We start from the raw sequence: 25,539 nt of genomic DNA on the forward strand, positions 1-25,539 counted from the left end.
GAAATAGTACTAGTGTGAGCGTTTTAGCGGCTTGTTGAATGGGGAATAGAAAGGGGAGTGTTTGTAGTGAAATTAAACAACTACATCGGAGGTTCATGGCAGGATTCGGGGAACGGGAAATATACGGCCGTGAAGAATCCAGCAAATGGGGAAGAAGTAGCGCAAGTAAGACTCTCAACAGAAGAGGATGTTAATCTGGCGGTAGGAGTAGCGAAGAAAGCGCAAAAAGATTGGGCGCTCGTGCCGGCACCGAAACGCGCAGATTATTTATATGATATAGGGCGATTAATGATAGAGAAAAAAGAGCATTTATCACAAGTGCTAACAACTGAAATGGGTAAGGTCATCGAAGAATCACGGGGTGAGGTACAAGAGGGTATTGATATGGCATTTTACATGGCCGGAGAAGGGCGGCGCCTGTTTGGGCAAACCGTTCCGTCTGAACTACAAGATAAATTTGCAATGAGTGTGCGTGCACCAATTGGTGTTGTGGGATTGATTACGCCGTGGAACTTTCCAATCGCCATTGCCACATGGAAGTCGTTTCCGGCTATTGTAGCTGGCAATACGTTCATTTGGAAACCCGCGACTGAAACGCCGATGATGGCGTACGAAATGGCGCTAATCTTCGAAGAGGTCGGACTACCGGCTGGTGTGGCGAATATTGTTTTTGGTTCGGGTACAGAAGTTGGGACGGCGTTAATTGAACATCCAGATGTGCGCGTCATATCCTTTACGGGGTCTACTGAAACAGGTCGCCATGTTGCCGAAACAGGGGGACGTCACCTGAAAAAGGTTTCACTTGAAATGGGTGGGAAGAATGCGGTCATTGTACTAGAGGATGCTGATATTGACCTTGCAGTGGAAGGAATTCTATGGAGCGCGTTTGGTACAGCTGGTCAGCGTTGTACGGCATGTAGTCGTGTCATCGTGCATAAAGATGTAAAAGAGGAGCTTGAACAAAAGCTTCTAGTAGAAATGAAAAAGCTGACAATTGGTAATGGGCTAGACGAATCTGTGAAAATAGGACCTGTTATTAATAAAAAAGCGCTAGAAAAGATTTCGAAATACGTTAATATCGGCAAAGAAGAGGGGGCGAAACTTCTTGCAGGTGGCAATGTATTGATCCAAGGCGAACTAGCAAATGGACACTACTTTGAACCAACTTTGTTTACGGGTGTGAAATGGGACAGTCGTCTTGCACAGGAAGAAATTTTTGGACCGGTCGTGTCACTTATTGAGGTAGGCAGCTTAGAAGAGGCGATTGAAGTGAATAATAGTGTTATTTTCGGCCTTTCAAGCTCTATTTTCTCACGTGATGTCAACAAAGTATTTCAAGCACAACGCGATCTTGATACGGGAATTGTCTATGTGAATGCAGGGACAACAGGCGCTGAAATCCACTTGCCATTCGGAGGAACGAAGGGGACCGGTAACGGACACCGTGATTCTGGTGTGGCGGCACTTGATGTCTTTACTGAATGGAAGAGTATTTACGTAGACTTTAGCGGCAAGTTACAGCGTGCACAAATTGATAATTCGTGAATGTGAAGGAGTATGGGGTGTTATGGGAGGAGACTGGGAAAGATCGATTATATAACGAATCCTAGTTGATTGAAGTGGAGAGCGGCAGGGAAAGATCGAACTATAACTTTCCGCACTGTCCGCTTGGAACGGAAATCAACGTGAGTGAAACAAATCTGACCTTTTCAGTGTTCTTGTGTTATAGAAAGAACCTTTTTAATTCACAGATGTAAGGGGGGAAGGAAATGAAAGTTGTAGTTCTCGGAGCAGGCTTAATGGGGAAAGAGACGGCACGTGATTTGGTGAAAAGTGATGATGTTCAAAAAGTATATTTAGCGGATCTAAATGTAAAGCAGGCGGAGGAGTTTGCTGAAAAGTTGAAGTCTGAAAAACTAGAGGTATTATGGCTAGATGCAACTAATGATCAGCAACTGGGTGACGTAATGGCCCTTGGGGATGTTGTTGTGAATGCCTTATTTTATAAGTTTAATGAAAAAGTTGCACGAACTGCAATTGAACGTGGGGTTCATTCGATAGATCTTGGTGGACACATCGGAGGGGCTACGGAAGCAGTATTAAAATTAACTGAAGAGGCAAAGGCTAAAGGCGTTACAATCATTCCCGATCTTGGAGTCGCACCTGGAATGATTAATATACTTACTGGGTACGGCGCAGGGAAACTTGATAAAGTCGAAACGATAAAAATATTTGTCGGGGGTATTCCTGTAAAACCGGAGCCGCCGCTAAACTATAATCTCGTGTTTTCACTCGAGGGTGTGTTTGATCATTACACCGATCCATCTCATGTGATTCGGAATGGGGAATTGAAAGAGGTCCCTTCCTTATCGGAAATAGAGTTGATTGAATTCGATGGTTTCGGTGAACTGGAGGCGTTCCATACATCAGGTGGCACGTCGACATTGACAGAAACCTACTCGAATGTTGAGACACTTGAGTATAAGACCATACGCTACAAAGGGCATGCGGAAAAATTTCAACTGCTCGTCGATCTTGGATTATTATCGAGGGACAATGTGGTTACAGTTGGTGGGAACACGATAAAAGTGCGCGACGTCATGCGAGAACATTTGTCGCCGCAACTTCAACTTGGTGAAAAATCAGATGCTGTACTGCTTCGTGTTCTCGTCAGCGGTAAAAAAGACGGCTCGGCTATTACCTATGAGTATGACTTACTTACTGAAAAGGATATGGCGGAAAACATTACTGCAATGGCCCGTGCAACGGCGAATACGATGTCGATTGTTGCGCAAATGATTGGTACTGGAAAAATTTCGAAACGGGGTGTTTACCCGCCAGAGAAAATTGTGCCAGGTGAACATTATATTGCAGCACTAAAACAACATGGTGTCATTATTGAAGAGAAAATTAAAACATCCAATTCACTTGCGTGAAGAACGTAGAATAGGCTAATCCAAAACTTTTAGTAAGGTCTTGGATTAGCTTTTTAAAATTGTCTGTAACATTATCAACCCCTACCGAGTCTAATTCTAATAAAGGGATGGTGATTATCATGTGGAAAAAAAGGAGCGTCTTTTATGTGTTGGCATTTCTATTACTGTTCGTAACGGGATGCGGAGCAGGGGCTGGAAGTAACGAAACCTCGGAGGTGGCGGAAATATTAAAAGACGTAAAATTTGGTGAGAAAGACTATGAACAGGTTGTCGCAGCAGTAAACGAGTTAGGGTTTAAGTTAGTAGACGGAGTGGAAGCAGACCAAGAAGGTAATACATTCATTTCGCCGATGAGTTTGTTTATGGCATTATCCATGGTGTATAACGGGGCAGACGGCGTGACGAAAGAAGAAATCGCAAAGGCTTTGCAAGTCGAAGGCATAGATGTAAATGAGTTAAATAAAGCGAATGCCTCAATGATGTCAATATTGGATAAAGAAACAGAAGAAATACAAGTAGATGTAGCTAACTCCATTTGGTTAAATGAAAAGTATAGTTTCCAAGATGACTTTGCTGAACATAATAAAGGCTATTTTAATGCGGAAATTGAAGAAATAGATATTACAAGTAGTGAATCACCTAAGCGCATCAATGATTGGGTTAAAAAGGCGACAAACGATAAAATCGAGGAAATTGTGGACTCACCCTTAGATTCAAATCTAGTAGCGATATTGATTAATGCCATTTACTTTAAAGGAAATTGGGCTTATGAATTTGATGAAGAAGAAACGAAAACTCATCCTTTTAAATTGGAAGACGGTACAACGAAAGACGTACCTTTAATGATGCTTAATGAAGAATTGGCATATATGGAAAATGAAGATTTCCAAGCGGTCGCTCTTCCTTATGGCGAGAGAGAAATGAGCATGAAGGTTTTTCTTCCAAGGGAAAACATTAACCTAGATGAATTCAAAAAAACAATTACGAATGATAATTGGGCATTATGGAATTCAGAATTTATTTTAAAAGAAGGTATGGTTAAGCTACCTAAATTTCAATTGGAGTATGATATTTCATTGAACAATGTACTTAAGGAGCTAGGGATGAACTCAGCATTTTCGGAGGGCGCAGATTTCACGAAAATGATTAAAGAAGAGGATCCGGTTTGGATTAGTGGTGTTAAACAAAAGACATTTATAGATGTTAATGAAGAAGGTACTGAAGCGGCTGCGGTTACATCTGTGGAGATGAAAACAACGTCTATGCAAATCGATGAGCCATTCAAAATGGAAGTAAATCGTCCATTTTTCTTTACGATTACCGATGATGAAACAGACGCAATATTGTTTATGGGCTCGATAGCTAACCCGGAGCAGGTAGAGTGAGCTTCGTGAAATTTGTTGTGCTTGATAGGAAGAGTTATCAAAATCCGGACGTCAAACAAATGGAGTCTGTTAATGAAATCTAATTCTCTCGAATACGTATAGGAAGGTACCAATGACAGAGAAGGGAATGAAGTCGATGAGCAAATTTTCAATAGATGAATTTATAAAGCAAACAAAACAGGATGAACTTGGAAATGATTTCTTTGAGTTGGAAACGCCGAGAATCTTAGAAGTTAATTTGAGAGACCTTGTTTGGGCGAAAGCAGGGTCCATGATTTCATATACGGGACATATTAAATTTGAGCGGGAGAAAATGTTAGAGCACGGATTAGGTAAAATGTTTAAAAAAGCGTTCTCAGGTGAAGGGGCCTCGCTCATGAAAGCCCAGGGGAATGGTAGGCTTTACCTAGCTGATCAGGGGAAGAAAATAACGATTTTTGAATTAAATAATGAGTCTATTACCGTAAATGGTAATGACCTTCTAGCCTTTGAGCCGAGTATTGAATGGGATATAAATTTTATGAAGAAAATGGTAGGCGTGGTTTCTGGCGGATTGTTCAATGTCACGTTAAAAGGCAGAGGGAAAGTTGCAATCACTTCTCATTATGAGCCGTTAACATTACTTGTTCGTCCGGGTGAACCAGTCATAACTGATCCGAACGCGACTGTCGCTTGGTCTGGGAATTTGATGCCAGAGTTCCGAACCGATATTAGTTTTAGAACATTTTTAGGCCGAGGAAGTGGGGAATCCATTCAAATGGAGTTCTCGGGAGAAGGATTTGTCATTGTACAACCTTTTGAAGAAGGTTTGGTGACAGGGGATAGTTCTTCATAATCGAGGATTAAATTGAGAGAAGCCTGAAGAGGGAGAAAGCCTTCTTTCGGGCTTTTTAGTTTGGAGAGAGTAGTCCGAAAGATACTATTCGCTGATAAGTATGTGCTGAGCGCTGATACTACACCCACGAACGCTGATAACTTCTAGGAAGTGCGGAAAAAGAATGCCTTAGTTATCCTGTAAATAAATTTTGTAGTATACTAGCTTAATCGCTAAAAAAGAAGAACTGAATAGAGGTTATAAATAATGACGAAGAAAGCGAATGGCATGAAGCCGTTTTTCTCACTTATATTATCAACGGGAATACCTAAACTAGCACTTGCAATTGGTTTAATTGCCGGCGTTCTAACAACGATAGCAGGCCTAGTTGTTCCGCTACTGACAAAAAATCTAGTGGATGGTTTTTCGGTATCCTCGCTTAGTGTTCCTATAATAATTGCAATAGGCGTGGCGTTTATTCTCCAAGCGGTCATTGACGGGATTTCCATTTATTCGCTTAGTTATGTTGGGCAAAAAGTGGTTGCGAGGCTGCGTGACCGGATGTGGAAAAAGCTTATTCGATTACCTGTCAGCCACTTTGATGAGGAGTCCAGCGGTGAAACAGTAAGTCGTGTTGTTAATGATACGGGGATTGTTCGGGAATTGATTTCCAATCATTTACCACAATTTATTACTGGGATTATTTCAATTGTCGGAGCGGTCACAATACTACTGATTATGGACTGGAAAATGACGCTTATTATGTTGATATCCGTTCCGGTTACAGTGGCTATAATGATTCCGCTTGGGACGAGAATGGCGAAGATTTCACGTGGTTTGCAAGATGAAACAGCTGTGTTTACAGGAAATATCCAACAGACATTGAGCGAAATACGCTTAATGAAAGCGTCGAATGCTGAAGAAAATGAAGAGGCTAAAGGATTATTAGGCATCAAAAAACTCTTTGGATTCGGATTAAAAGAAGCACGGATCAATGCACTTATAGCTCCATTTATGTACTTAGTTGTCATGGTCGTCATTGTGATGATAATCGGATACGGCGGCATGCGGGTGGCAAATGGAACGATGTCGACGGGTTCACTTGTCGCTTTCTTGCTATATCTATTCCAAATCATCTTTCCGATTACAGCATTTGCAATGTTCTTCACGCAGTTACAAAAAGCAAAAGGTGCTACAGAACGCATCATAGACATATTGGAACTCCCATTGGAAGATGGGCAGGATGGTTTAGAAGTCGATGTAGCAAATAAACCAATCCAAGTAGTGGACGTCTCCTTTGCTTATGATGAAGGCGAGCCGGTATTAAGGAATATTTCATTTGAAGCACGACCGGGTGAGATGGTTGCGTTTGCTGGGCCTAGCGGCGGAGGGAAAACGACCATGTTCGGTTTGTTAGAACGATTTTATGAACCGACGACTGGTGAAATTCGAATTGGCGAGACGCCTATAACAGAGCTATCAATGGCATCATGGCGTAGCCAAATAGGTTATGTTTCACAAGAAAGTGCGATGATGGCCGGAACAATTCGCGAAAACCTATGCTATGGGTTAACTGATGGTGACAGTATATCGGATGAAAGACTTTGGGAAGTCGCCGAAATGGCCTATGCAAAAGAATTCATTAAGAACTATTCAAAAGGATTAAATACAGAAGTAGGCGAGCGAGGCGTGAAGCTTTCAGGTGGACAAAGACAACGGATTGCCATCGCACGAGCCTTTTTACGAGATCCTAAGATATTAATGATGGATGAGGCAACGGCAAGTCTTGACAGTCAATCAGAGGGCGTTGTTCAAGATGCATTAACACGACTGATGGAAGGGCGCACAACATTCGTCATCGCCCATCGTTTGTCTACAATTGTCGATGCGGATAAAATTATATTCATCGAAAATGGACAAGTTACAGGCAGCGGAACCCATCATGAATTGACGCAGTCACACGCCTTATATCGTGAATTTGCAGAACAACAATTGGCGTAGAGATGAAAGTAAAGGAGGAGGATATCGAACCATCCTTCTTTTATACTTTTTTATGATCTCATTTAATAAGCGAGTTATCCAAAAGAGAATAAAGAAATTGGTGTTCAGTAAGGCAGATGAATTATTCACTTGATCTAATGGTTTAGTTGATTGGAGTGGAAGTCGGCGACTCCGGTGGGATTTAGCGTGACAGTTGAGACCCTGGACGTAGCGAAGCGAAGGAAGCGGCTCACCGCACGCCCCACGGAAAGCGTCCGACTGGAACGCAAATCAATATACTTTGCATAAGAGAAAAGAAGGTGACGTGCTGATCTCACATTACCCCAATACTTTTCTTAGAGCCCAACATAAATTTGAAGAGAATAAAAAACTTGCATAATTCTATAGTCCATAGTAATATAATGACCTAGTGACCGATTACGTTTTTTGGTCAGTCGAGATATTCATTTAAAGTGAGGTGGAGAAATGGACCGCAGACAAGAGATATTAGAGGCAGCTGCAAAATCATTTTCACTGTTCGGATACAAAGCCACCACGATGGATCAAGTGGCAAAAATTGCGAATGTAGGTAAAGGAACAATTTACACCTTTTTTGCCAACAAAGAAGAATTATTTAATGCTATAGTCGTAAAAATGATTAAGGCAATGAAAGTTGAAGCAGAAACAGTTGTTGTTGAAGGTGCTTCATTCGAGCAAAATGCACATGCACAGCTCATGCAAATACTTCAATTCCGTGAAACACACCAATTGTACGCAAAGCTAATTGATGAAGAAAAAGAACTCCGTACACCCGCAGTCGGGGAAGTGTTGGAGGAAATTGAAAAAATTATTGTCTCATATGTGCAAGAAAAAATAGAAAATGCAATTAAACGAGGCGAATTAAAACCTTGTGATACAGAATTAATTGCTTACCTTCTATTTAAGGCATATTTCGCACTAGTTGCAGATTGGGGAAAAACCCATACAGAAGACATTGAAGAAGAACGAATTGTTAAGGTATTGAGCGAGACCATATTTAAAAGTCTCTTAGTGTGAGACTTCTTTTTTTATTCTGAATTGACCGATTGAACTAAGTGGTCATATAGTCCAAGGGAGATAAAATCAATGATAAAAGCAGAGTGGAAACAACTTTTAACTACAAGAAAGATGATTGTTCCAATGATCGCAATACTATTTATACCCGTCCTTTATGCAGGAATGTTTTTATGGGCATTCTGGGATCCCTATGCAAATATGGATGATCTTCCAGTAGCCGTCGTCAACCTAGATGAAGGGGCAGAGATGGACGGTGTAGAATTACAGCTAGGGAAAGAGCTGTCTGATACATTAATTGAAGATCAGACCTTTAAGTTTACCGATGTATCCAAGAAGGATGCCGACAAAGGACTTGAAAATCAAGACTATTATGTCGTGATAGAAATACCGGAAAACTTTTCTCAACACGCAACAACATTGCTAGATGAAAATCCAGAAAAGTTAACGATTGTTTATAAACCAAACGAAGGATATAACTTCTTGTCAGCGCAAATCGGTGAAACAGCACTCGACCGAATTCGAACAGAAGTGAATGATAAGGTTTCATCCACGTATGCAGAGAATTTGTTTGATTCGATTGCAGAAATGGGTGATGGCTTCGGCGATGCGGCAGACGGTGCAGGCAAACTACATGAAGGTTCCGGCAAGCTTGCCGACGGCGCAGATGAGTTGAAAGGCTATCTTGAAACGCTAGCTGGAAGTACGGTAACCCTGGCAGATGGAACAGCTGAACTTGCGATGGGTGCCAAAAAAGCTGCTGGTGGAGCCCAAGAGTTAAATACGGGACTTGGCACGCTTTCTGAAGGAAGTAACAAATTACTAGAAGGTGCAAAAGCAGCATCATCTGGCTCAGGAGAATTAAAGAACGGCATTACGCAATATACGGATGGCGTCAGTAAACTCGCTGAAAGTTATGCAAAGATAGCTGAAAAAGAAAATGAATTCAATGGGGCAGTTGGTACATTGAGTGAAAAAACAAAAGAACTAAATGGTGCAGCTGGTCAACTGGCAACGGGAGCTGCCAATTTGAACGCGGGAATCCAAGGTGCAGCTGCCCAACTACAACCCTACCTGGTAGCATTACCACCTGAACAGCAGGAAGTAGTTGGTGCTGCACTAAATCAGCTACTGCAAGGAAGTGCTGAACTGTCAACGGGTCTGCAAGGACTGTCAGGTGGAACGGCTGCATTAGCAGAAGGTGCAGCTGAGCTACAAGGTGCATCAGGACAACTCGCGGGTGCGCACGGCGAAGCGCTTACTGGATTAAATGAATTAAACGGTTCGTCTTCAGCACTTCGTGAAGGTGCAAATTCATTAGCAAGTGGAAATAGCGAGCTTGCTACAGGACTTGTTGAGTTTTCTAAGGGAGTTGCGGATGCACAAAAAGGTTCCGCTGATTTAGCGACAGGTCTCACTTCATTGACAGAAGGAAGTGACACGCTTCAAGAAGGAACGGGCACACTTGCAACCAAATCAAGAGAACTAGCAGATGGCTCAAACACGCTGGTAGACGGAACGCTGGAACTGGATGATGGCGTATTGACACTTCAAGAGAAATTAGCTGAAGCAAGTGATACAGCAAAAGAAGTGAATCCAACTGAAAAAACTTATGACATGGCGGGAGCGCCGGTCAACGTCGAACAAAATGGTATTAACCACGTACCGAACTACGGAACAGGTTTTGCACCATACTTCTTATCGCTTGGATTATTTGTAGGAGCTTTACTCTTATCTATTGTATTCCCACTAGTAGAGCCTGCACTTAAACCAACTGGTGCATTCGCATGGTTCTCCAGTAAAGTAACGGTACTTGGAATCGTCGGTTTGATACAAGCACTAATATCTGTGGCAATTGTTGTATTTGCACTGGGTATGGAAGTAGTAAATATGCCGCTATTCATCTTAACGGCGATTATTACCAGTTATACTTTCATCGCACTTGTTCAAATGTTCGTCTCCATCTTCGGAGATGCAGGACGTTTCGTAGCGATTTTAATTCTTATATTACAGTTAACAACGAGCGCGGGAACCTTCCCACTCGAATTAATACCGAAACCGCTTCAAATTTTCAACATACTATTACCAATGACTTATTCAGTATCTGCATTTAAATCAGCAATTTCAACAGGAGATATAGCATTCCTCTGGACGAATAACGGAATTCTCCTAGGATTCATGGTTGTATTCCTTGCGATTACATTTGGATACTTCGCATTGATCTTCAAGAAGAGACATTCGAAAGAAACAGTAGAAGCATAAAAGAAATCCCCTTTTTACGGATTAAAACTCCGTAGAAGGGGATTTTTCATTATTTTATGATCCTACGTAATCGCCGCCGTCTACGTGAATTGTTTGTCCTGTCATATAGCTGGAGTCGTTCGAAGCTAAAAAGACAAAAGCTGGTGCGTTCTCAGCAGGTTGGCCGCGGCGTTTAGCGGGTGTATCCGCCCCGTGTTGTTTAACTTTCTTCGCATCGAACGTTGCAGGAATAAGTGGTGTCCAAATGGGGCCTGGTGCAACGGCATTGACACGAATCCCTTTCCCTGCCAAATTAAGCGCGAGCGAACGTGTAAATGAAGTAATTGCTCCTTTTGTTGCCGAATAATCAAGTAGACCTGGTGAGCCGTTATACGCCGTGACAGACGACGTGTTGATGATGGCATCGCCTTTGGTCATGTGGGCCAGTGCTGCCTTTGTTAAGTAGAACAAGCCAAAGAAGTTTGTTTCGAACGTTTCCCGGAGTTGATCGGCCGAAATAGAGAGGATGTCATCTTGGGGAAACTGCTTCCCGGCGTTATTAACAAGAATGTGTAAACTGCCGAATTCTAGGACCACTTCGTCTATTATTTGTTCGCAGTGTTCTTCTTCGCTAATATCCAGCCGAATTTTCAACGCCTTGCCGCCGTAACTTTCAATGAGTTGCACGGTTTTATCGGCGTCGGCATCCTCTTGTTCATCCAGATAAGCAATGGCTACATTTGCTCCTTCTTTTGCAAACGAAACTGCGACAGCGCGTCCAATCCCGCTATCTCCTCCGGTAATTAAAGTGTTTTTACCTTTCAGTTTTCCGGAACCACTATAATCTTTATCGTCATAAATCGGTGCAGGATCCATTTTCGCTTCCACCCCGGGTTGCTGATTCTGCGTTTCGGCAGGTACTTTTTTGTCGATTTCTTCATATTTGTCTTTTGCCATTAGGAAACCTCCTTAAGGAATTAACACATGGACTAAGGATTCCCTATTAATGTTGGATTAATCGAAACCTGATGTCGATTAGTTTATTTTGACGTGTGAATGAAAAAACGGTTCTTCTTCAAAAATAATGTTTGGGTCTTGAATATCTAGTAAAGATTTAATACTATTAGAATATGACAAGCGAATTCTCTCCTGAATGATGGTTTTGGTCGACTTTTATTCTACAGGGAATTTCACTTGTTTTCTATTTATCTTGAACTTATATTTTCTACAATTACAGCTGCTTGGAGTGCAGAGCGGCGACTCCTACGGGATGAAGCGGGACAGTTGAGACCCCGCAGGAGCAGAGCGACGAGGAGGCTCAACGCCCGCCCCGTGGAACGCGTCCGCTCGGAACGGAAATCAGCAGTTCATAGGATTTATTCAATATAATAATAAAAAATGACGTTAGTGAAATTCCATCCCTTTCTCTATTTATTAGAGAAGGGGATTTCTTTCACCAACGTCATAAACTGTACAACCAAAAAACGGCGTGCCTCCATTTCGAGGCACGCCGTTATCATATTTTCAATCAAGAACAATTTCGTCTTTTGAGACTGGAACGCCAATGTAATAGCCTTGAACAGCATCTACACCCAACGTTTTTAGTAAGTTGAATTGTTCTTCCGTTTCTACACCCTCAGCAATGACATATAAATCCATCGATTTTCCGAATTGTATCATGCCTTCAACAAGTTGTCGTGTTTGCTTATTAGTTGTCAATGAATTTATGAAAATCTTATCAATTTTGATTTTGGAAATTGGTAAGGATTGCATATAGCGGAATGATGCATAGCCCGTTCCAAAGTCATCCAGCGCAAACTGGATACCTTCTTCCTGCAATTCATTCATCTGCCGGGAAATAGAACCTTCTTCTTCAGCTTTAAATGCAAAGTTCTCGGTGATTTCAAGTTGAATCAAAGAGGCGGGGCAAGAGGCAACTTTAAGGATTTTCGTAATCTCATCTTTTAAGTTAGGATTACTGAACTCTCGAACTGAAGAGTTAACGGCTATTTTCACGTCGTGACCCTCCGCATGCCATTTGGCTGCAAGATTAGCGGACTCCGTTAAAACAAATGCACCAATCTCATGGATTAATCCATTTTCTTCAGCAATTGGAATAAGTTCATCAGGTGTAATTGAACCAAGTTCCTCGTCATTCCAGCGTATAAGTGCTTCGTAAAGAAGTGCTTTTCCAGTGGACACATCAATTTGCGGTTGATAAACAACTTGGAGCTCGTTATCACGCAGCGCGGTAATTAATTTTCGGTCAATAATTGATTTTCTGTTAAGCTTGATATGGGAAGCTTTAGAGAGTGCAGTAATTTTCCCGCCGCCTTGGTCTGAAACGTCCTTTGCTGCGGCAAGTGCAGCCCTCATTAAGTGTGTATAGGTTTTTTGGTCTTCCGGGAAGCGGATAATGCCGCCACTGACGGATAAAGGGATAGCTGTTTTGTTAATGTAAATAGGATTTCGTTTTAAGAAATCGAGGAATCCTTGAATAAACCAATCACCGAATGACGTAAGCACGACAAATTCATTCACACCAACGCGTGCAATTGAATTGTCCTGGAAAAAGCGTTTCAATCGGTTCGTAAATGCTTGAATGATTTCTATTCCAGATTCAGAGGTATCAAAGTCTTTTAGTGTATAGAAATGATCGATTTTTATGTAAACAAAGGCGAAGCTCTCTTTTTTTGAAATTAATTCATTCACGGTAGTTTCCAAGTGGTGGCGGCTCATTAACCCTGTTTCATAATCAATGAACGCGATTTGTTGCAGGCGGTCGCGAAGTCCAATATCTTCCGTAATATCTAATTCAAGAAATAGGACAGAGTTAAGCTTATCATCTGCCTGCATGCTTGGAATTGCGGTCATTTGGACAAAGTACGGGTCGCCTAACCGAGTCACTTTTTCGGCTGTACCGAACCAGGTCTTACCATTTAATACATGTTCCCAAATATCCTGGGCTTGTTTTTGTCCTTCGGTTGTATCAGAAAACATTTGCCATAAAGTTTTACCAAGAACACGTTTTGGTGTCCATTTACTTGTCTGTAGAAATATGGAATTTGTATGAGTAATAGACCCTTCACCGTCCATGTGGGTTACCATATAAAATTGCTCAAGACTACTTAAAATATTAGCAAACTCTGGTTTGAATTGATTATGGTCTGAAATCATTCAATTACCCCCTTCTAGGTGCTCTATATTATCATTATAGAGAAGTTGCAGAAATATTTCATTCAATAGTATAGGATTAAGTAAGTATGTTTAAATAAAAGATTTAATTAGTAGATTTGGGGGAGAGAACATGAATCGATTGAAGGGACTCATAATGATTATTACGGGGGCTACCCTCTGGGGGACAACGGGGCCAATGATGGAGTGGCTGCTGGAAACTACGGAGATGTCTGTTTCCTTCATGCTGACGATTCGGTTAATGGTTGCGGGTGCATTTATACTTATTATGTTGAAAATGCAAGGGAAGAGGGTAACGTTACCGTGGCGCCAAAAGGTATGGGCTCGTCAGTTACTTATATTTGGAGTAGTTGGTATGCTCGGTGTGCAGTTCACGTTTGTTGCTGCAATTGAAGCGAGCAACGCGGTAATTGCAACATTATTTCAATTTTTGGCACCAATATATATTATTATATTCGTTTCATGGATGCATCGTAAATTCCCACCACTTGTACAAGTGCTAGGGATACTAGTCACATTAGGTGGATTGTTTCTCCTCCTAACAAATGGTTCGTTGTCCGGTTTTGCATTAAGCAAAATGGCTGTAATTTGGGGAGTATTACTTGGGTTTACATTTTCGTTTTATACGCTTTTTCCAGCCCGACTCATGCAAGAGTGGGGGGTTTTACTATCAGTAGGATGGGCGATGGTTATTGGCGGGGGAACCCTGTTAGTTTTCAATCCAATCACTGTCGTGAAGCAAATGAAGCTATTAATAAATTGGGAAGCATCGCTTATGTTAGTGGCAGTCATCATAGTGGGAACGGTAGCATTTACGCTCTTTCTTGGAAGTATGAAATACATTACGCCAGTTGAAGCGAGTGTGTTATCTAGCTTTGAACCGCTTACGGCAATGGTTGTTTCTATGATTTGGTTTGGTCAAATTCTAGGTATGTGGCAATTATCGGGCGGTATTATTATGCTACTCGGTGTTACGTGGATCTCTGTCGCAGGAAGTAAAATAAAAACTTAAAAGAAGCGGATCTCAAAAAAAGGGATCCGCTTCTTTTATTTAGTCGAGTTCATCAATATAAATAAGTTGTTCTTCTTCATATTCATTAATAATTTTCAAGTTTTCAGGTATTTTTAGATGAATAACCGATGGTCTATAAGTGGAATCATAGCCCTGATAACTATTGGATTTAAACTTTGTTAATTGATCCAAAGCAGTAGCTTCTTGAAATATCGTGTACGTAATATCATAACCGGGACTTTTCGGAAGTGTCATTATATCCCCTTCCCAAATGGGCATCCAGATCGGTACTTTTTGGGTAAAATCATAACCGTCTGTAACTAGTAGTGGCTTATAAATAAACTCTTCGATTGTTTTGTCGTTCCCACTTTTTCTTTCGATATAAACAACCGGGCCCTCAAAATGGTCCACATATTTCTCTTGACTATATATGGTCAGCGTTTCTCCGGTTGAATGTGTTCTTTTCTCGACTAGAAGTGTAGGATCAACTTCCTCACTGTTAATAATTTGGTTATCAATCGAATCCATTGAATCCAGTAGCTGCATATAATCGGCATCCGCTTTCGGAGCAGGGTCGGCAGATGACTTTCCGTCATACACAAATTCACCAATAGCTGTAAGGATCAGTAGGAGACCAAGGAATCCTAACAGTATTTTGAAGTGAGTCGACTTATTGATACGGACAGCGAACTTCTTTGTACTAGATTTCATCATTTCATTCGATTTAGAGATTCGGAGGAATAAGAAAACTGACACCAGCACTATAAGTAGTGTAAACAATGTGAAATTCATTAATTCCTCACCTCCAAGCGATTTGTGATGATAGTTGAAATGGTGAATAGACCGAGAACTGTTCCGCTAATTTTAAGAAGAAAAAGTAGCAGAGATTGTTCGTTACTAAAGAACTCGTAGATGTATCCGATGTACTGAGCACCGTTCCAAGTGGCAGTCGAGCTTGAAAAAACAATCCACATGATGATGAAAACACCGATGAAAACTTTGTGTAGTTGTACGAGAGAACTAATTACATACCCGATTAAAAAGAACAACAATACGTATGCGATTGCCGTAATTATTCTTAGGAAAAAGTCACTTGGTTCGGCAACAATCCCCGGCGTACTAACGACCATTTCCCCGTAGAAAAGAAAACCAAATAATTTAAGAACAGGACTAGTTAAAGCTGCGATAATTCCTGCAAAAAAGGAAGCGGTAAGTATAACGAGCAAGTTGGCAAAATGGTTGCTCAACCGAGTGCTGATGAAAGTGAAAGCTTCATTGCGTCGGGCGGCTGTTGTTAAGTTGATGCCGAAAATTAGCGCCCAAACCATGGCCAACACTACGTTAAAGTCATTTGAAACGTTAATAATTGTCACACTGGAAAATGAATCATAACTAACGCTGTACTTATTCCCGGTGATAGCTAAAACGAGGGCGCCGATTTGCAAGAAAACGAATGTAGAAAAGTAAGCCGCATACGAATTTAACTTGAACCGGAATAACTGTTTCACGATGTCTGCTAGTTTAGGTTCATTCAAATACATCATCAATTCCTCCTCTCGGCTGATTGGTTAGTGCGATGTAAGCATCGTTGGCGTTAACAGCGCTGATAACGATACCATCCGCTTTCATTCGGACTATGTCGTCTTCAGAAAAGGTGTTTTCAAGTATCCATTCAGGATAAGGGCCAGTACTGCTCGCACTTGTAATTGTTTTGCCTGCTGTATGAAAAGCGAGTTTTCCCGTTTTCCCGACTAACTTAATAAACATTTCCTGTAGTTTTGTAATCGGACCGTGAAAGTGAGCAACCCCTTGATGAACGAGTAGCACGTCCTCCAGCAAATCTTCAATCTCTTCTATATGATGACTTGATAATAAAATCGTTCTCGGATGAGCGAGATAATCTTTCAACAGCGCGCGATAAAAATCTTTTCGGACCGCTGAATCCATTCCGGTTGTCGGCTCATCGAAAATAGTAAGTGCGCACCGAGAGGAAATCCCAATGATTGCGTTAAAAGTACTTCTTTTCCCTTTGGATAAATGCGGATGACGGGCATCTAGGTGGTAGCCGAAATAATAAACAAGTCGTTTCGCAAGTTCGCCGTCCCAATTAGGATAGAAACGTTCGCATTCCTTTAAAATATCGTTCAATGTCATAGCGACTGGAAAATACATGCCGTCATCGACCAAAATCGAGTTCGCCGATACTTTTAAACTGTTAAACGGCTTTTCAGCAAATACTTCGACTTTACCAGAAGTTTCTTCTGTAAAACCGACAATAATTTTCATTAGCGTTGTTTTACCAACCCCGTTGCGTCCAATTATTCCTGTCAGAACACCTTCTTTTATTTCAAAACTCATCTCTTTTAAGACATCGTGCGTGCGAAACGATTTTACCACTTTGTTGAATTCAACAACCGTCATTGTGATACCCCCTTTTTTCTCTCGCGTTCGGTTTCAATCATCGCTTGTAAACTCTGTTCATCGACCCCAAGTAACATCGCTTCATCAAGCAGTTTAGTGATGAGAGGCCGCAGCGTTTCCTCTTTTCGTTTGACGAGAAGTTTCTCGCGTCCTGTTGGCGAGACAAATGTACCGAGCCCGCGCTTTTGGTATACAACTTCTTCATCGAGTAACAGTGTTAAACCCTTCCCAGCAGTCGCAGGATTAATATTGAAGAGATCCGCCAGTTGATATTGGGAATGTACTTTTTCATCGGCTAAAAGTGCGCCGTCTATAATTTCTTTTTCAATCCATTCCGCTATCTGTACGTAAATCGGCTTCGAACCACTTTCGTCGAGCATTCTCATCACCCCCCTGTAAATCAGTGCATTACTGTTGTAATGTACTATACTCCTTTTGGATAGAAAAAACAACTGAATAGTTTAAATTAAAAGTGATACCTAAGTTACAATTTGCAAGGAAAGTAGAGGCGAGTGCAAGCAAATAAATTTCGGTGCAAGCTAAAGTTTACTGAGTGCAAGATTTTCACTAGTAGGTGCAACCAAATCGCTCCGAGTGCAACCAAACTTCACTACGACGAATTATAGAAGCTTAACGAACCTCATTTGGACATCAATAGTAATGCAATTATTAAATAATTCTTAATTAAGTGATATTGGGTGTACAGACCAATCATTGTTGTGGCATAATAAGGGTATACGTTATTAATTCGAGGTGCGAAACAGTTTTGGGGGTCAATAAAGATGAGAACAATATTTTCACATGCGAAACCTTATAAGTGGCCAATCGTAATTGCATTAAGCCTTATGTTACTCGAACTAAGTGTTGAGCTAATTCAACCGCTTTTAATTGCGAAGATAATTGACGATGGAATTATTGCGGGAAATGTCAATGTCATTTGGACTTATGGCGGTGCCATGATGGGGATGGCAATGGTCGCTTTATTTGCGGGGGTAGTCAACTCGTATTTTGCGGCACATGCTGCACAAGGCTTTGCCTACGATTTGAGAAAGGCGTTATTCAGGCAAGTACAAGCATTTTCAATGGCAACATTTCTTCGATTTCCAACAGCGGGGTTGATCACCCGGTTAACAAGTGACGTGACGATGGTTCAGCAAGTCTTTTTTATGGGACTGCGGATTATGATGCGCGCACCACTACTTGTAATTGGTAGTTTGGTGATGGCCTTTATTGTGAATGCGAAACTAGCACTTTACTTAGTCATCGGGGCACCTTTTTTGCTGCTATTCTTATATTTTATGGCCAAAAAGGGCGTTGTTTATTTCTCTAGAATTCAACAAAGGCTCGACGGCGTAAACCGAATTAGCCAGGAGAACTTACAAGCAGTTAGGCTGATCAAGGCCTATTTGCGCGGTATGTATGAAGCGAGTCGATTTTCAAAAGTTGCCGATATGCTTCGAAACGATACCGTAAAAGCAATGCGATTAATGGAACTTATTTTGCCGATCTTATTATTGGTTATGAACATTAGTTTGATGGCGGTCCTTTGGTTCGGGGCTATTGAGGTTCGCGATGGGGGAGCCAAAGTTGGAGAACTCGTTGCAGTTGTTAACTATGCGATGCGGATGACGGGTGCATTTTCAATGTTTGCTTTTATCATCGTCGCCTTTTCGCGTGCGAAAGCATCTGCCGAACGGATGGAAGAGGTGCTTCACGCGAATGAAGACCTTGAAATTCATAAAACGGGTGAGAACAACTTTAGGCCACTGGAAGGCGATTTGCGATTTGAGAATGTTTCATTCAGCTATCCAGGTAAACCAGAGCCAATACTCGATAATATATCGTTCCACGTAGCCCCAGGCGAGAAGCTGGCAATTATGGGTGCAACAGGTTCAGGTAAATCAACTTTATTAAACCTTATTCCGCGAATGTTTGAAGCGACGGAAGGAAAAGTGTTTGTCAGTGGAAAAGAAGTGAACGATTGGCCGTTGAAAGAGCTGCGCGATACAATCGGTTTGGTTCCACAACAATCTATTCTATTCACGGGTTCTATTATGGAGAACTTATCATGGGGCGATACAGATGCACATGATGATGAACTTCAGGAAGCAGCAAAGAAGGCACAGATTCATGAATCAATTGACTCGTTCTCCAATAAATACGAAACAAGGGTTGGACAAAAAGGGGTTAACTTATCCGGAGGACAAAAACAACGACTATCCATTGCAAGGGCGCTTGTTCGAAAACCATCAATATTAATTCTGGACGATAGCACAAGCGCACTTGATGTGAAAACGGAAACAGCGCTTTGGGATGCGCTTGAAAAAGAAGATGCGACGATGCTTGTCGTTACGCAAAAAATTTCAACGGCTATTGGGGCGGCTAATATACTTCTGCTTGATGAAGGCCGCGTTGTGGGATACGGGACACATAAGGAATTGTTAAAACAGTCGGCACTTTACCGGAAGATTGAACAATCGCAATCGGAAGAGGAGGGGAAAGTCCATGTTACGCGCAATTCGTAAACCTTTTGGCTACGAGCCGGTTTTATCGAAAGAAGATATAAAAGGTCCGGGGAGGAAAAAAGGAGAGCGGGCGAGTAACTGGAAGTCTGTTCTTCAAAGAATTTGGAAACTTGTAGATGAACAGCGAGCGCTATTACTCACTGTCTTAGCGCTCGTCTTCGTCAGTTCGGGTCTTGCACTACTGGGGCCATTTATGGTTGGTAAAATTATCGATAATTACATAATGACAAGCCAATTCGACGGCCTTGGTACACAAATAGGTATACTAATTGTGGTATACCTAGGCTTATCATCGTCAATGTATTTCCAGAACTATTGGATGGTCGGGATTGCCCAACAAACTGTTTATCGTTTGCGAACAGGCTTATTCTCGCATTTGCAAAAATTACCGGTAACTTTTTTTGATAAAAGACAACACGGCGAGTTAATGAGCCGCATGACCAATGATATTGAAAACGTCAGTCAAACACTAAACACTTCTTTTATCCAAGTGTTTTCGAGTGTGTTAACGCTAATCGGAACAATCGCGCTCATGCTGTATTTGAGCCCGTTATTGACCTTGTTAACAATAATTATTATTCCTGTTATGTTTATTGCAATGCGTTGGATTACACGTCGAACAGGTAAACTCTTTAAAGAACAGCAAAGAGCCGTTGGCGAATTAAATGGGATGATTGAAGAAACAATTTCTGGTCAAAGAATTGTCAAAGCATTTTCACAAGAAGAGCATGTGATGGCGGAGTTTGCAGAGAAGAGTGATCGACTTCGCCGGACAGGTTTCTGGGCAATGACTTATTCCGGCTTTATACCAAAAGTAATGAACACACTGAATAACGGCAGTTTTGCAGTCGTTGCGGGTGTCGGCGGAATATTAGCCTTAACGGGAGACGGATCGGTGACAGTCGGAACCATCGTGATATTTTCGGAACTAGCGCGTCAGTTTACGCGCCCGCTTAACGATTTAGCGAACCAATTTAATACGGTCCTTTCCGCATTGGCGGGTGCTGAAAGAGTCTTTGGTATTATGGATGAACCGATTGAAGACGATGATGCAACTGAACATGCAGAGACGATACTTAAAGGTGATGTGGAGTTCCGAGACGTGTCATTTGGCTATGCTGTTGAAACGGACGGCTACACAATTAAAGACTTATCATTCCATGTTAAATCAGGGGAGACTGCGGCATTCGTAGGTGCTACAGGAGCAGGAAAGACAACGATTATGCAGCTACTTGCTCGTTTCTATGAAGTGGACCGTGGCGAAATCTATATAGATGGCATTCCAATTAGTGAATTGCCTCGGAAAACACTTCGAAGTCAAACTGCTTTCGTGCTGCAAGATCCATTTTTATTTGAAGCGACCGTTTATGAAAATATTCGGTACGGGAAGTTGGATGCGACGGACGAAGAAGTGGTTGAAGCAGCTAAAAAAGCAAATGCCCATAGCTTCATTAGTCGACTTGAGGATGGTTACGATACGGTATTAACAGCGGACGGTGGCGAGATATCACAAGGTCAGAAGCAACTTCTGTCAATAGCTCGCGCGCTTGTCGCTGATCCCGTGCTTCTATTACTCGATGAAGCAACGAGTAGTATTGATACGGTAACTGAACTCGAAATACAAGAAGCTCTAGACCGTCTAATGGAAGGGCGAACGAGTTTCGTAATTGCCCACAGACTAAACACGGTGCGAAAAGCAGACACCGTTTATGTAATGGATCACGGGGAACTAGTAGAGTTCGGCGATCAAGATGAGCTAATTGAGCGCAAAGGTATTTACTATAATATGTTGCTTGAATCAAAAATATAAAAACAAAAAGGCTACGTGATTAAATCGAGGCCACTGAAAAAGTCCTTTTCAACTGGTCTTCTCTGTACCTGTTGATTTTCGCTTCAGGTGGACGCTTTCCACGGGGCGGGCGGTGAGCCTCCTCGTCGCGAAAACCGCGCTCCTGCGGGGTCTCACCTGTCCCGCTTCATCCCGTAGGAGTCGCCACCTTACGCTTCAATCATCGGGGTGTGCTGAAAACCAAAATGAATCGCTGTTTTATTGTCTAATAAATAGACTAATTCCAGGCGGTGATCCAATGATTTCTAATCAAGAAACCTTCAACCTTAGCCCATACATGGCAATCTACGATATCGTTGTGCCAAAAGATAATATGCTTCGTCAAATCAATGATCTTGTGGATTTCTCTTTTGTTTTAGAGGAATTGAAAAATAAATATTGTCACGATAATGGTCGCAATGCAGTGCCGCCGATTCGCATGTTTAAATATTTATTGCTCAAATCGATCTTTGATCTATCAGATGTTGATGTTGTCGAACGTTCTAAGTACGATATGTCTTTTAAGTACTTTCTTGATATGGCACCAGAGTCATCAGTCATTAATCCCAGCTCCTTAACGAAATTCCGTAGAATCCGCCTTCAGGATGTGGGCTTATTAGATTTGCTGATTCAAAAGACTGTTGAAATCGCACTGGAAAAAGAACTCTTCAAAAGTAAAACGATTATCGTAGATGCTACGCATACGAAAGCTCGTTATAATCAAAAATCACCAAAAGAATTTTTAATGGAGAAGTCGAAAAATGTACGAAAAGCTGTGTACCAAATCGATGAATCTATGAAAGAAAAGTTCCCGGCTAAAACAACTTCTAACGAAGTTACAGATGGATTAGATTATTGCGAAAAAATGATTTCAACGATTGAAAAAGAAGCTCACCTTGTTAATATTCCAACGGTCAAAGAAAAGTTAAACGTATTAAAGGAAGTTGTAGAAGAACATGAGGAACAGCTCAATTATTCAGCGGATCCAGATGCACGGATTGGTCATAAAACAGAGGACTCTTCTTTCTTTGGTTATAAAACGCATATCGCAATCAATGATGAACGGCTCATTACAGCGGCTATCGTGACAACAGGTGAACAAAGTGATGGAAAATATCTACAAGATTTAATTGAAAAAAGTCAAGGAACAGGTATGAAAATTGAAACAGTACTTGGCGATGCCGCATACTCCGAAAAAGATAACATTCGTTATTCAAAGGACAATAAACTCGAACTAATCTCCAAATTAAATCCTGGTATTACGCATGGCCATCGCACAAAGGAAGAGGAATTTGAGATTAATAAAGATGCAGGAATGTACGTTTGTAAAGCTGGTCATATAGCAATTCGAAAAGCGCGTACTGGAAAGAAAAATGTAGGGGAAAATCAAAGTCAAACCTATTATTTTGGTATCAATAAATGTAAAGCCTGTCCGCTACGAGAGGGTTGTTATAAAGAGGGGGCAAAAAGTAAAACATACGCGGTAAAGATTAAATCCACAGAACACAAAGATCAAGAGGCATTTCAAAATAGTGAGGAATTTAAAAGTAAGGCAAAATCACGCTATAAAATTGAAGCGAAGAATAGTGAGTTAAGACATAGGCGCGGGTATGATGTAGCTATATCTGCGGGTCTATTTGGCATGCAAATGCAAGGAGCTATGACCACATTTGCGGTCAACCTCAAACGAATTATAACGTTAATGAAGGATACAGAGTAAGAAATAGCAATGAAAAAAAGCCAATTCGTTCAAAATCGAACGAATTGGCTCTTTTTCATTTAACACACGCTTATAAATTTAAAAAACGTAAGTTTTTCAGTGGCCTCATTAAATCCACGTAGCCTCTTTGTAGCGTTAGAAAGAAATAGGTTAAGGGTATGAGCTAATCATGTGAAGCTACGACAGCTATTTTTCCTGAAAACTCAATAATTACAGAGTTTTAATTGGAGTTATTCTCCGTCGATAATCTCAAGCAGTTGTCCATTATCAAATACTACTTCGAGATCGAATTTTGAATAATTATCGATGTGAAGAAATTGCAGTATTTTTTGTTTCACTTCGTCCTCTGGTGTATCTTTTGTAATTTTGATATCCATAAATAAATCATGAATTTTGGCCATTGCAGGCTCGTCTTTTAAATGGTAATCCTGGAGTTTATTTTCGTATTCAGCTTCCACTTTCTTTACCACCTTATAATCGAGGTCAATCGCATCGGCTCCGTCGATGTCAATTTCAAGGTCGAATTCCGAGAATCCGTATCCGTCGCCGGTTTCCATGGATCCACCTTCATCTTCTGGTTCAGAAGTGATGAGCGGTTCGTCTTTATTACCATCCACTACTTTTTTATTACTATTTCCGCATCCGCCGATAAGTAAAACGCTAGCGAAAAGAATAGTCCCAAACAACTTAAGTTTTATCAATGAGCTGCACTTCCTTTCATTTAGTTTCCCTGCTAGTGTTTTCCGTTATCCAAGGAAATTAAACAAAATAAGTGTGGAAATTAATAAAAACATTACCACTTTGCATAATGCTCATCAGAAGATCCGAGCATTTGTCGAATTTGAAGCACGGTATCATCGGGTAATTGTATCGTGCCGTTAAAATAGCCAAAGAGCTGAAGCACTTCCGAACGGACTAGTTTCATATCGGCCTTCGCAGTGCGTTGGAAAAAGGGTTTGAAAGTTAAATTCACGTCATTTGAAAACTTAGTTTTGATCGTCCACGGTGCCATAATATTATCTTTATCGTATGTAAACAGTACGTCTTCATGTATTTTTGTCATCTGTCCGTTAATGAAAACCGCATTTTCGGTCATTCCAGTTCCATCAGTCCACTGGCCACCAAAATTCAATCCAATTCGACGACCGCGAATACGTTGAGACGCCATCGCCCAATTCCAATTTGCCTCGCGTGGCCAAATACCGCGCCCATAATCGAGAACCGAAAAACTATAATCCGAATTAAAGTCATATTGTTTGTCGCCGATTTTCACGAAGCCCATTGTAGGAAGCGTATGGTGTTTCGAGGTGAATTGGAAAATGTTTCGGCTTCTTGGTATGACGACATTCAGAGATTCATCCTCCGGGGGGTGATAAATATGAAGATCAGCATGAAGAACTTCACCATCGAAATCTGAAATGGAAACTGAAAGATGCGTCTCACCATTAAGGTGATTCATTTGAACTGCTATATTGTTATCATTGAATTGTAGGCTTTCAAGTACATTTTCGGGCATTATCACAGCGCGTGGAAGTGGAACGGTAATTTTCTTTTCATAAAATCTTTGCGTTTCATAATCCAGTATATAGACCAAACAAACCACGGCATAATCAAGATGAGTAATCGTGGCGGAGAATAAAAGATCTTCACCGTATACGCACCAATAATTCCACTTTTTCTTTCGCATGAAATTTTTATTTAAATTGCATTGAATTAAGGGATGCCGAGAAAAACCGATTGCATCCGGATTAAGTAACCCTTTATTATCACAAAGTAGTACCGGTTCAGTAATCTCTCTTTCAAAATGTTGCATCGCCACAACTCAACTCCTGCCTATTGTTTAAATCAAACAACTCTGCTATAATTCTTATTGTACCAAATTTTCGGGGGCTTAGCTCAGTTGGGAGAGTGCTTGCATGGCATGCAAGAGGTCAGCGGTTCGAGACCGCTAGTCTCCATCCGAATATAAAAGCACCTAAACCTTGTTGTTATAAGGTTTAGGTGCTTTTTTTGTCTCCGTAGAATTATGGCCTAAAAATAGTGAAGATGATAGAAAACACCATATTTGTAGAATGTGTGAGTGACGTCTTAGCGCTAATCAAAATGTTTATGGAAAACTATGAAGTAGTTCAGGGGTTATTTAACCCTATTGATATAGTAGACTTGCTACCTTTGACAATTTACCAATATAAAGAAATAACTTAACGCAGGACAAAAGATATGAGTTGTAACAAATAATAAGTCAATATAAGGATGGACCAAAGTCCTTGTAAGTTAAATTGAGAGCTATATCATTTTAGTCATTTTACAAAGAGGATAATATAACCATTTATAAAAATAAAATATTTAAAGTAAGAAACTAGCACTAAAGTAGTAAAGATAAGAAGGAGAGCATTCTTGAAGCGATTGTGGAAGAAGTGTTATTGGGT

Annotated in this window: 19 protein-coding genes and 1 tRNA gene; 12 read left to right on the forward strand and 8 right to left on the reverse strand. The window is 41.1% G+C overall.

Features of this window, described 5'->3' with window-relative positions; translation table 11 throughout:
- Positions 1-66 precede the first annotated feature (66 nt).
- The 7 genes from KSU66_RS17770 (at position 67) to KSU66_RS17800 (ending at position 10,430) form a co-directional block, all read left to right on the forward strand.
- The gene (locus KSU66_RS17770; RefSeq protein ID WP_269052800.1) at positions 67-1,545 is read left to right on the forward strand and encodes an aldehyde dehydrogenase family protein; all 1,479 of its coding nucleotides are present in this window, start codon (positions 67-69) and stop codon (positions 1,543-1,545) included.
- A gap of 224 nt (positions 1,546-1,769) precedes the next feature.
- Positions 1,770-2,936, forward strand: coding sequence for a saccharopine dehydrogenase family protein (locus tag KSU66_RS17775; protein ID WP_269052801.1), 1,167 nt, complete (start codon positions 1,770-1,772; stop codon positions 2,934-2,936).
- Positions 2,937-3,055: 119 nt separating this feature from the next.
- Positions 3,056-4,321, forward strand: a complete 1,266-nt coding sequence (locus tag KSU66_RS17780; RefSeq protein WP_269052802.1) for a serpin family protein — start codon at positions 3,056-3,058, stop codon at positions 4,319-4,321.
- A gap of 136 nt (positions 4,322-4,457) precedes the next feature.
- Entirely contained in the window at positions 4,458-5,156 is a 699-nt protein-coding gene (locus KSU66_RS17785) for an AIM24 family protein (RefSeq protein ID WP_269052829.1), read from the forward strand.
- A 246-nt stretch (positions 5,157-5,402) separates the two neighbouring features.
- On the forward strand, positions 5,403-7,136 hold the full coding sequence (locus KSU66_RS17790; RefSeq protein WP_269052803.1) for an ABC transporter ATP-binding protein: 1,734 nt from the start codon (positions 5,403-5,405) through the stop codon (positions 7,134-7,136).
- A gap of 465 nt (positions 7,137-7,601) precedes the next feature.
- The gene (locus KSU66_RS17795; protein ID WP_269052804.1) at positions 7,602-8,171 is read left to right on the forward strand and encodes a TetR/AcrR family transcriptional regulator; all 570 of its coding nucleotides are present in this window, start codon (positions 7,602-7,604) and stop codon (positions 8,169-8,171) included.
- 69 nt (positions 8,172-8,240) lie between these two features.
- Positions 8,241-10,430 (forward strand): YhgE/Pip family protein, encoded by a 2,190-nt coding sequence (locus KSU66_RS17800; RefSeq protein ID WP_269052805.1) that lies wholly within the window; start codon positions 8,241-8,243, stop codon positions 10,428-10,430.
- A 54-nt stretch (positions 10,431-10,484) separates the two neighbouring features.
- On the opposite strand, the gene KSU66_RS17805 is transcribed toward KSU66_RS17800, so the two are convergent.
- Positions 10,485-11,366: an SDR family oxidoreductase gene (locus tag KSU66_RS17805; protein WP_269052806.1), complete on the reverse strand. Its 882-nt coding sequence runs from the start codon at positions 11,364-11,366 to the stop codon at positions 10,485-10,487.
- A gap of 567 nt (positions 11,367-11,933) precedes the next feature.
- Entirely contained in the window at positions 11,934-13,586 is a 1,653-nt protein-coding gene (locus tag KSU66_RS17810; RefSeq protein ID WP_269052807.1) for an EAL domain-containing protein, read from the reverse strand.
- A gap of 130 nt (positions 13,587-13,716) precedes the next feature.
- On the opposite strand from KSU66_RS17810, the gene KSU66_RS17815 reads away from it, so the two are divergent.
- A complete protein-coding gene (locus KSU66_RS17815) occupies positions 13,717-14,616 on the forward strand; it encodes a DMT family transporter (protein ID WP_269052808.1) in 900 nt (299 codons plus the stop codon).
- A gap of 39 nt (positions 14,617-14,655) precedes the next feature.
- Here the strand turns inward: KSU66_RS17815 and KSU66_RS17820 are convergent, their stop codons facing one another.
- The 4 genes from KSU66_RS17820 to KSU66_RS17835 are packed head-to-tail and all read right to left on the reverse strand — an operon-like array spanning position 14,656 to position 17,417.
- On the reverse strand, positions 14,656-15,408 hold the full coding sequence (locus KSU66_RS17820; protein ID WP_269052809.1) for a hypothetical protein: 753 nt from the start codon (positions 15,406-15,408) through the stop codon (positions 14,656-14,658).
- Positions 15,408-16,157, reverse strand: a complete 750-nt coding sequence (locus tag KSU66_RS17825) for a hypothetical protein (RefSeq protein WP_269052810.1) — start codon at positions 16,155-16,157, stop codon at positions 15,408-15,410. Before KSU66_RS17825 ends, KSU66_RS17820 begins: the two co-directional genes overlap by 1 nt.
- Entirely contained in the window at positions 16,144-17,037 is an 894-nt protein-coding gene (locus tag KSU66_RS17830; protein ID WP_269052811.1) for an ATP-binding cassette domain-containing protein, read from the reverse strand. Before KSU66_RS17830 ends, KSU66_RS17825 begins: the two co-directional genes overlap by 14 nt.
- Positions 17,034-17,417, reverse strand: coding sequence for a GntR family transcriptional regulator (locus KSU66_RS17835; RefSeq protein ID WP_269052812.1), 384 nt, complete (start codon positions 17,415-17,417; stop codon positions 17,034-17,036). The genes KSU66_RS17830 and KSU66_RS17835 overlap by 4 nt, the downstream gene beginning before the upstream one ends.
- Before the next feature lie 402 nt (positions 17,418-17,819).
- Here KSU66_RS17835 and KSU66_RS17840 point away from each other — a divergent pair, with 402 nt between their 5' ends.
- The 3 genes from KSU66_RS17840 to KSU66_RS17850 all read left to right on the forward strand — a co-directional run bounded on the left by KSU66_RS17840 (position 17,820) and on the right by KSU66_RS17850 (position 23,110).
- Positions 17,820-19,562: an ABC transporter ATP-binding protein gene (locus KSU66_RS17840; RefSeq protein ID WP_269052813.1), complete on the forward strand. Its 1,743-nt coding sequence runs from the start codon at positions 17,820-17,822 to the stop codon at positions 19,560-19,562.
- The gene (locus tag KSU66_RS17845) at positions 19,543-21,372 is read left to right on the forward strand and encodes an ABC transporter ATP-binding protein (protein WP_269052814.1); all 1,830 of its coding nucleotides are present in this window, start codon (positions 19,543-19,545) and stop codon (positions 21,370-21,372) included. Before KSU66_RS17840 ends, KSU66_RS17845 begins: the two co-directional genes overlap by 20 nt.
- Before the next feature lie 277 nt (positions 21,373-21,649).
- Positions 21,650-23,110 carry an IS1182 family transposase gene (locus KSU66_RS17850; protein ID WP_269052815.1) on the forward strand — a complete coding sequence of 487 codons (1,461 nt, stop codon included), beginning with the start codon at positions 21,650-21,652 and terminating at the stop codon, positions 23,108-23,110.
- Positions 23,111-23,340: 230 nt separating this feature from the next.
- Here KSU66_RS17850 and KSU66_RS17855 read toward each other — a convergent pair whose 3' ends face one another.
- A complete protein-coding gene (locus KSU66_RS17855) occupies positions 23,341-23,811 on the reverse strand; it encodes a YusW family protein (RefSeq protein WP_269052816.1) in 471 nt (156 codons plus the stop codon).
- Positions 23,812-23,903: 92 nt separating this feature from the next.
- Positions 23,904-24,923, reverse strand: a complete 1,020-nt coding sequence (locus KSU66_RS17860; RefSeq protein WP_269052830.1) for a DUF2804 domain-containing protein — start codon at positions 24,921-24,923, stop codon at positions 23,904-23,906.
- 72 nt (positions 24,924-24,995) lie between these two features.
- Between KSU66_RS17860 and KSU66_RS17865 the strand changes: the two genes are divergently transcribed.
- Positions 24,996-25,068: transfer RNA gene (locus tag KSU66_RS17865), tRNA-Ala, on the forward strand.
- Positions 25,069-25,539 lie beyond the last annotated feature (471 nt).

Source organism: Sporosarcina sp. G11-34 (genome assembly GCF_026931025.1).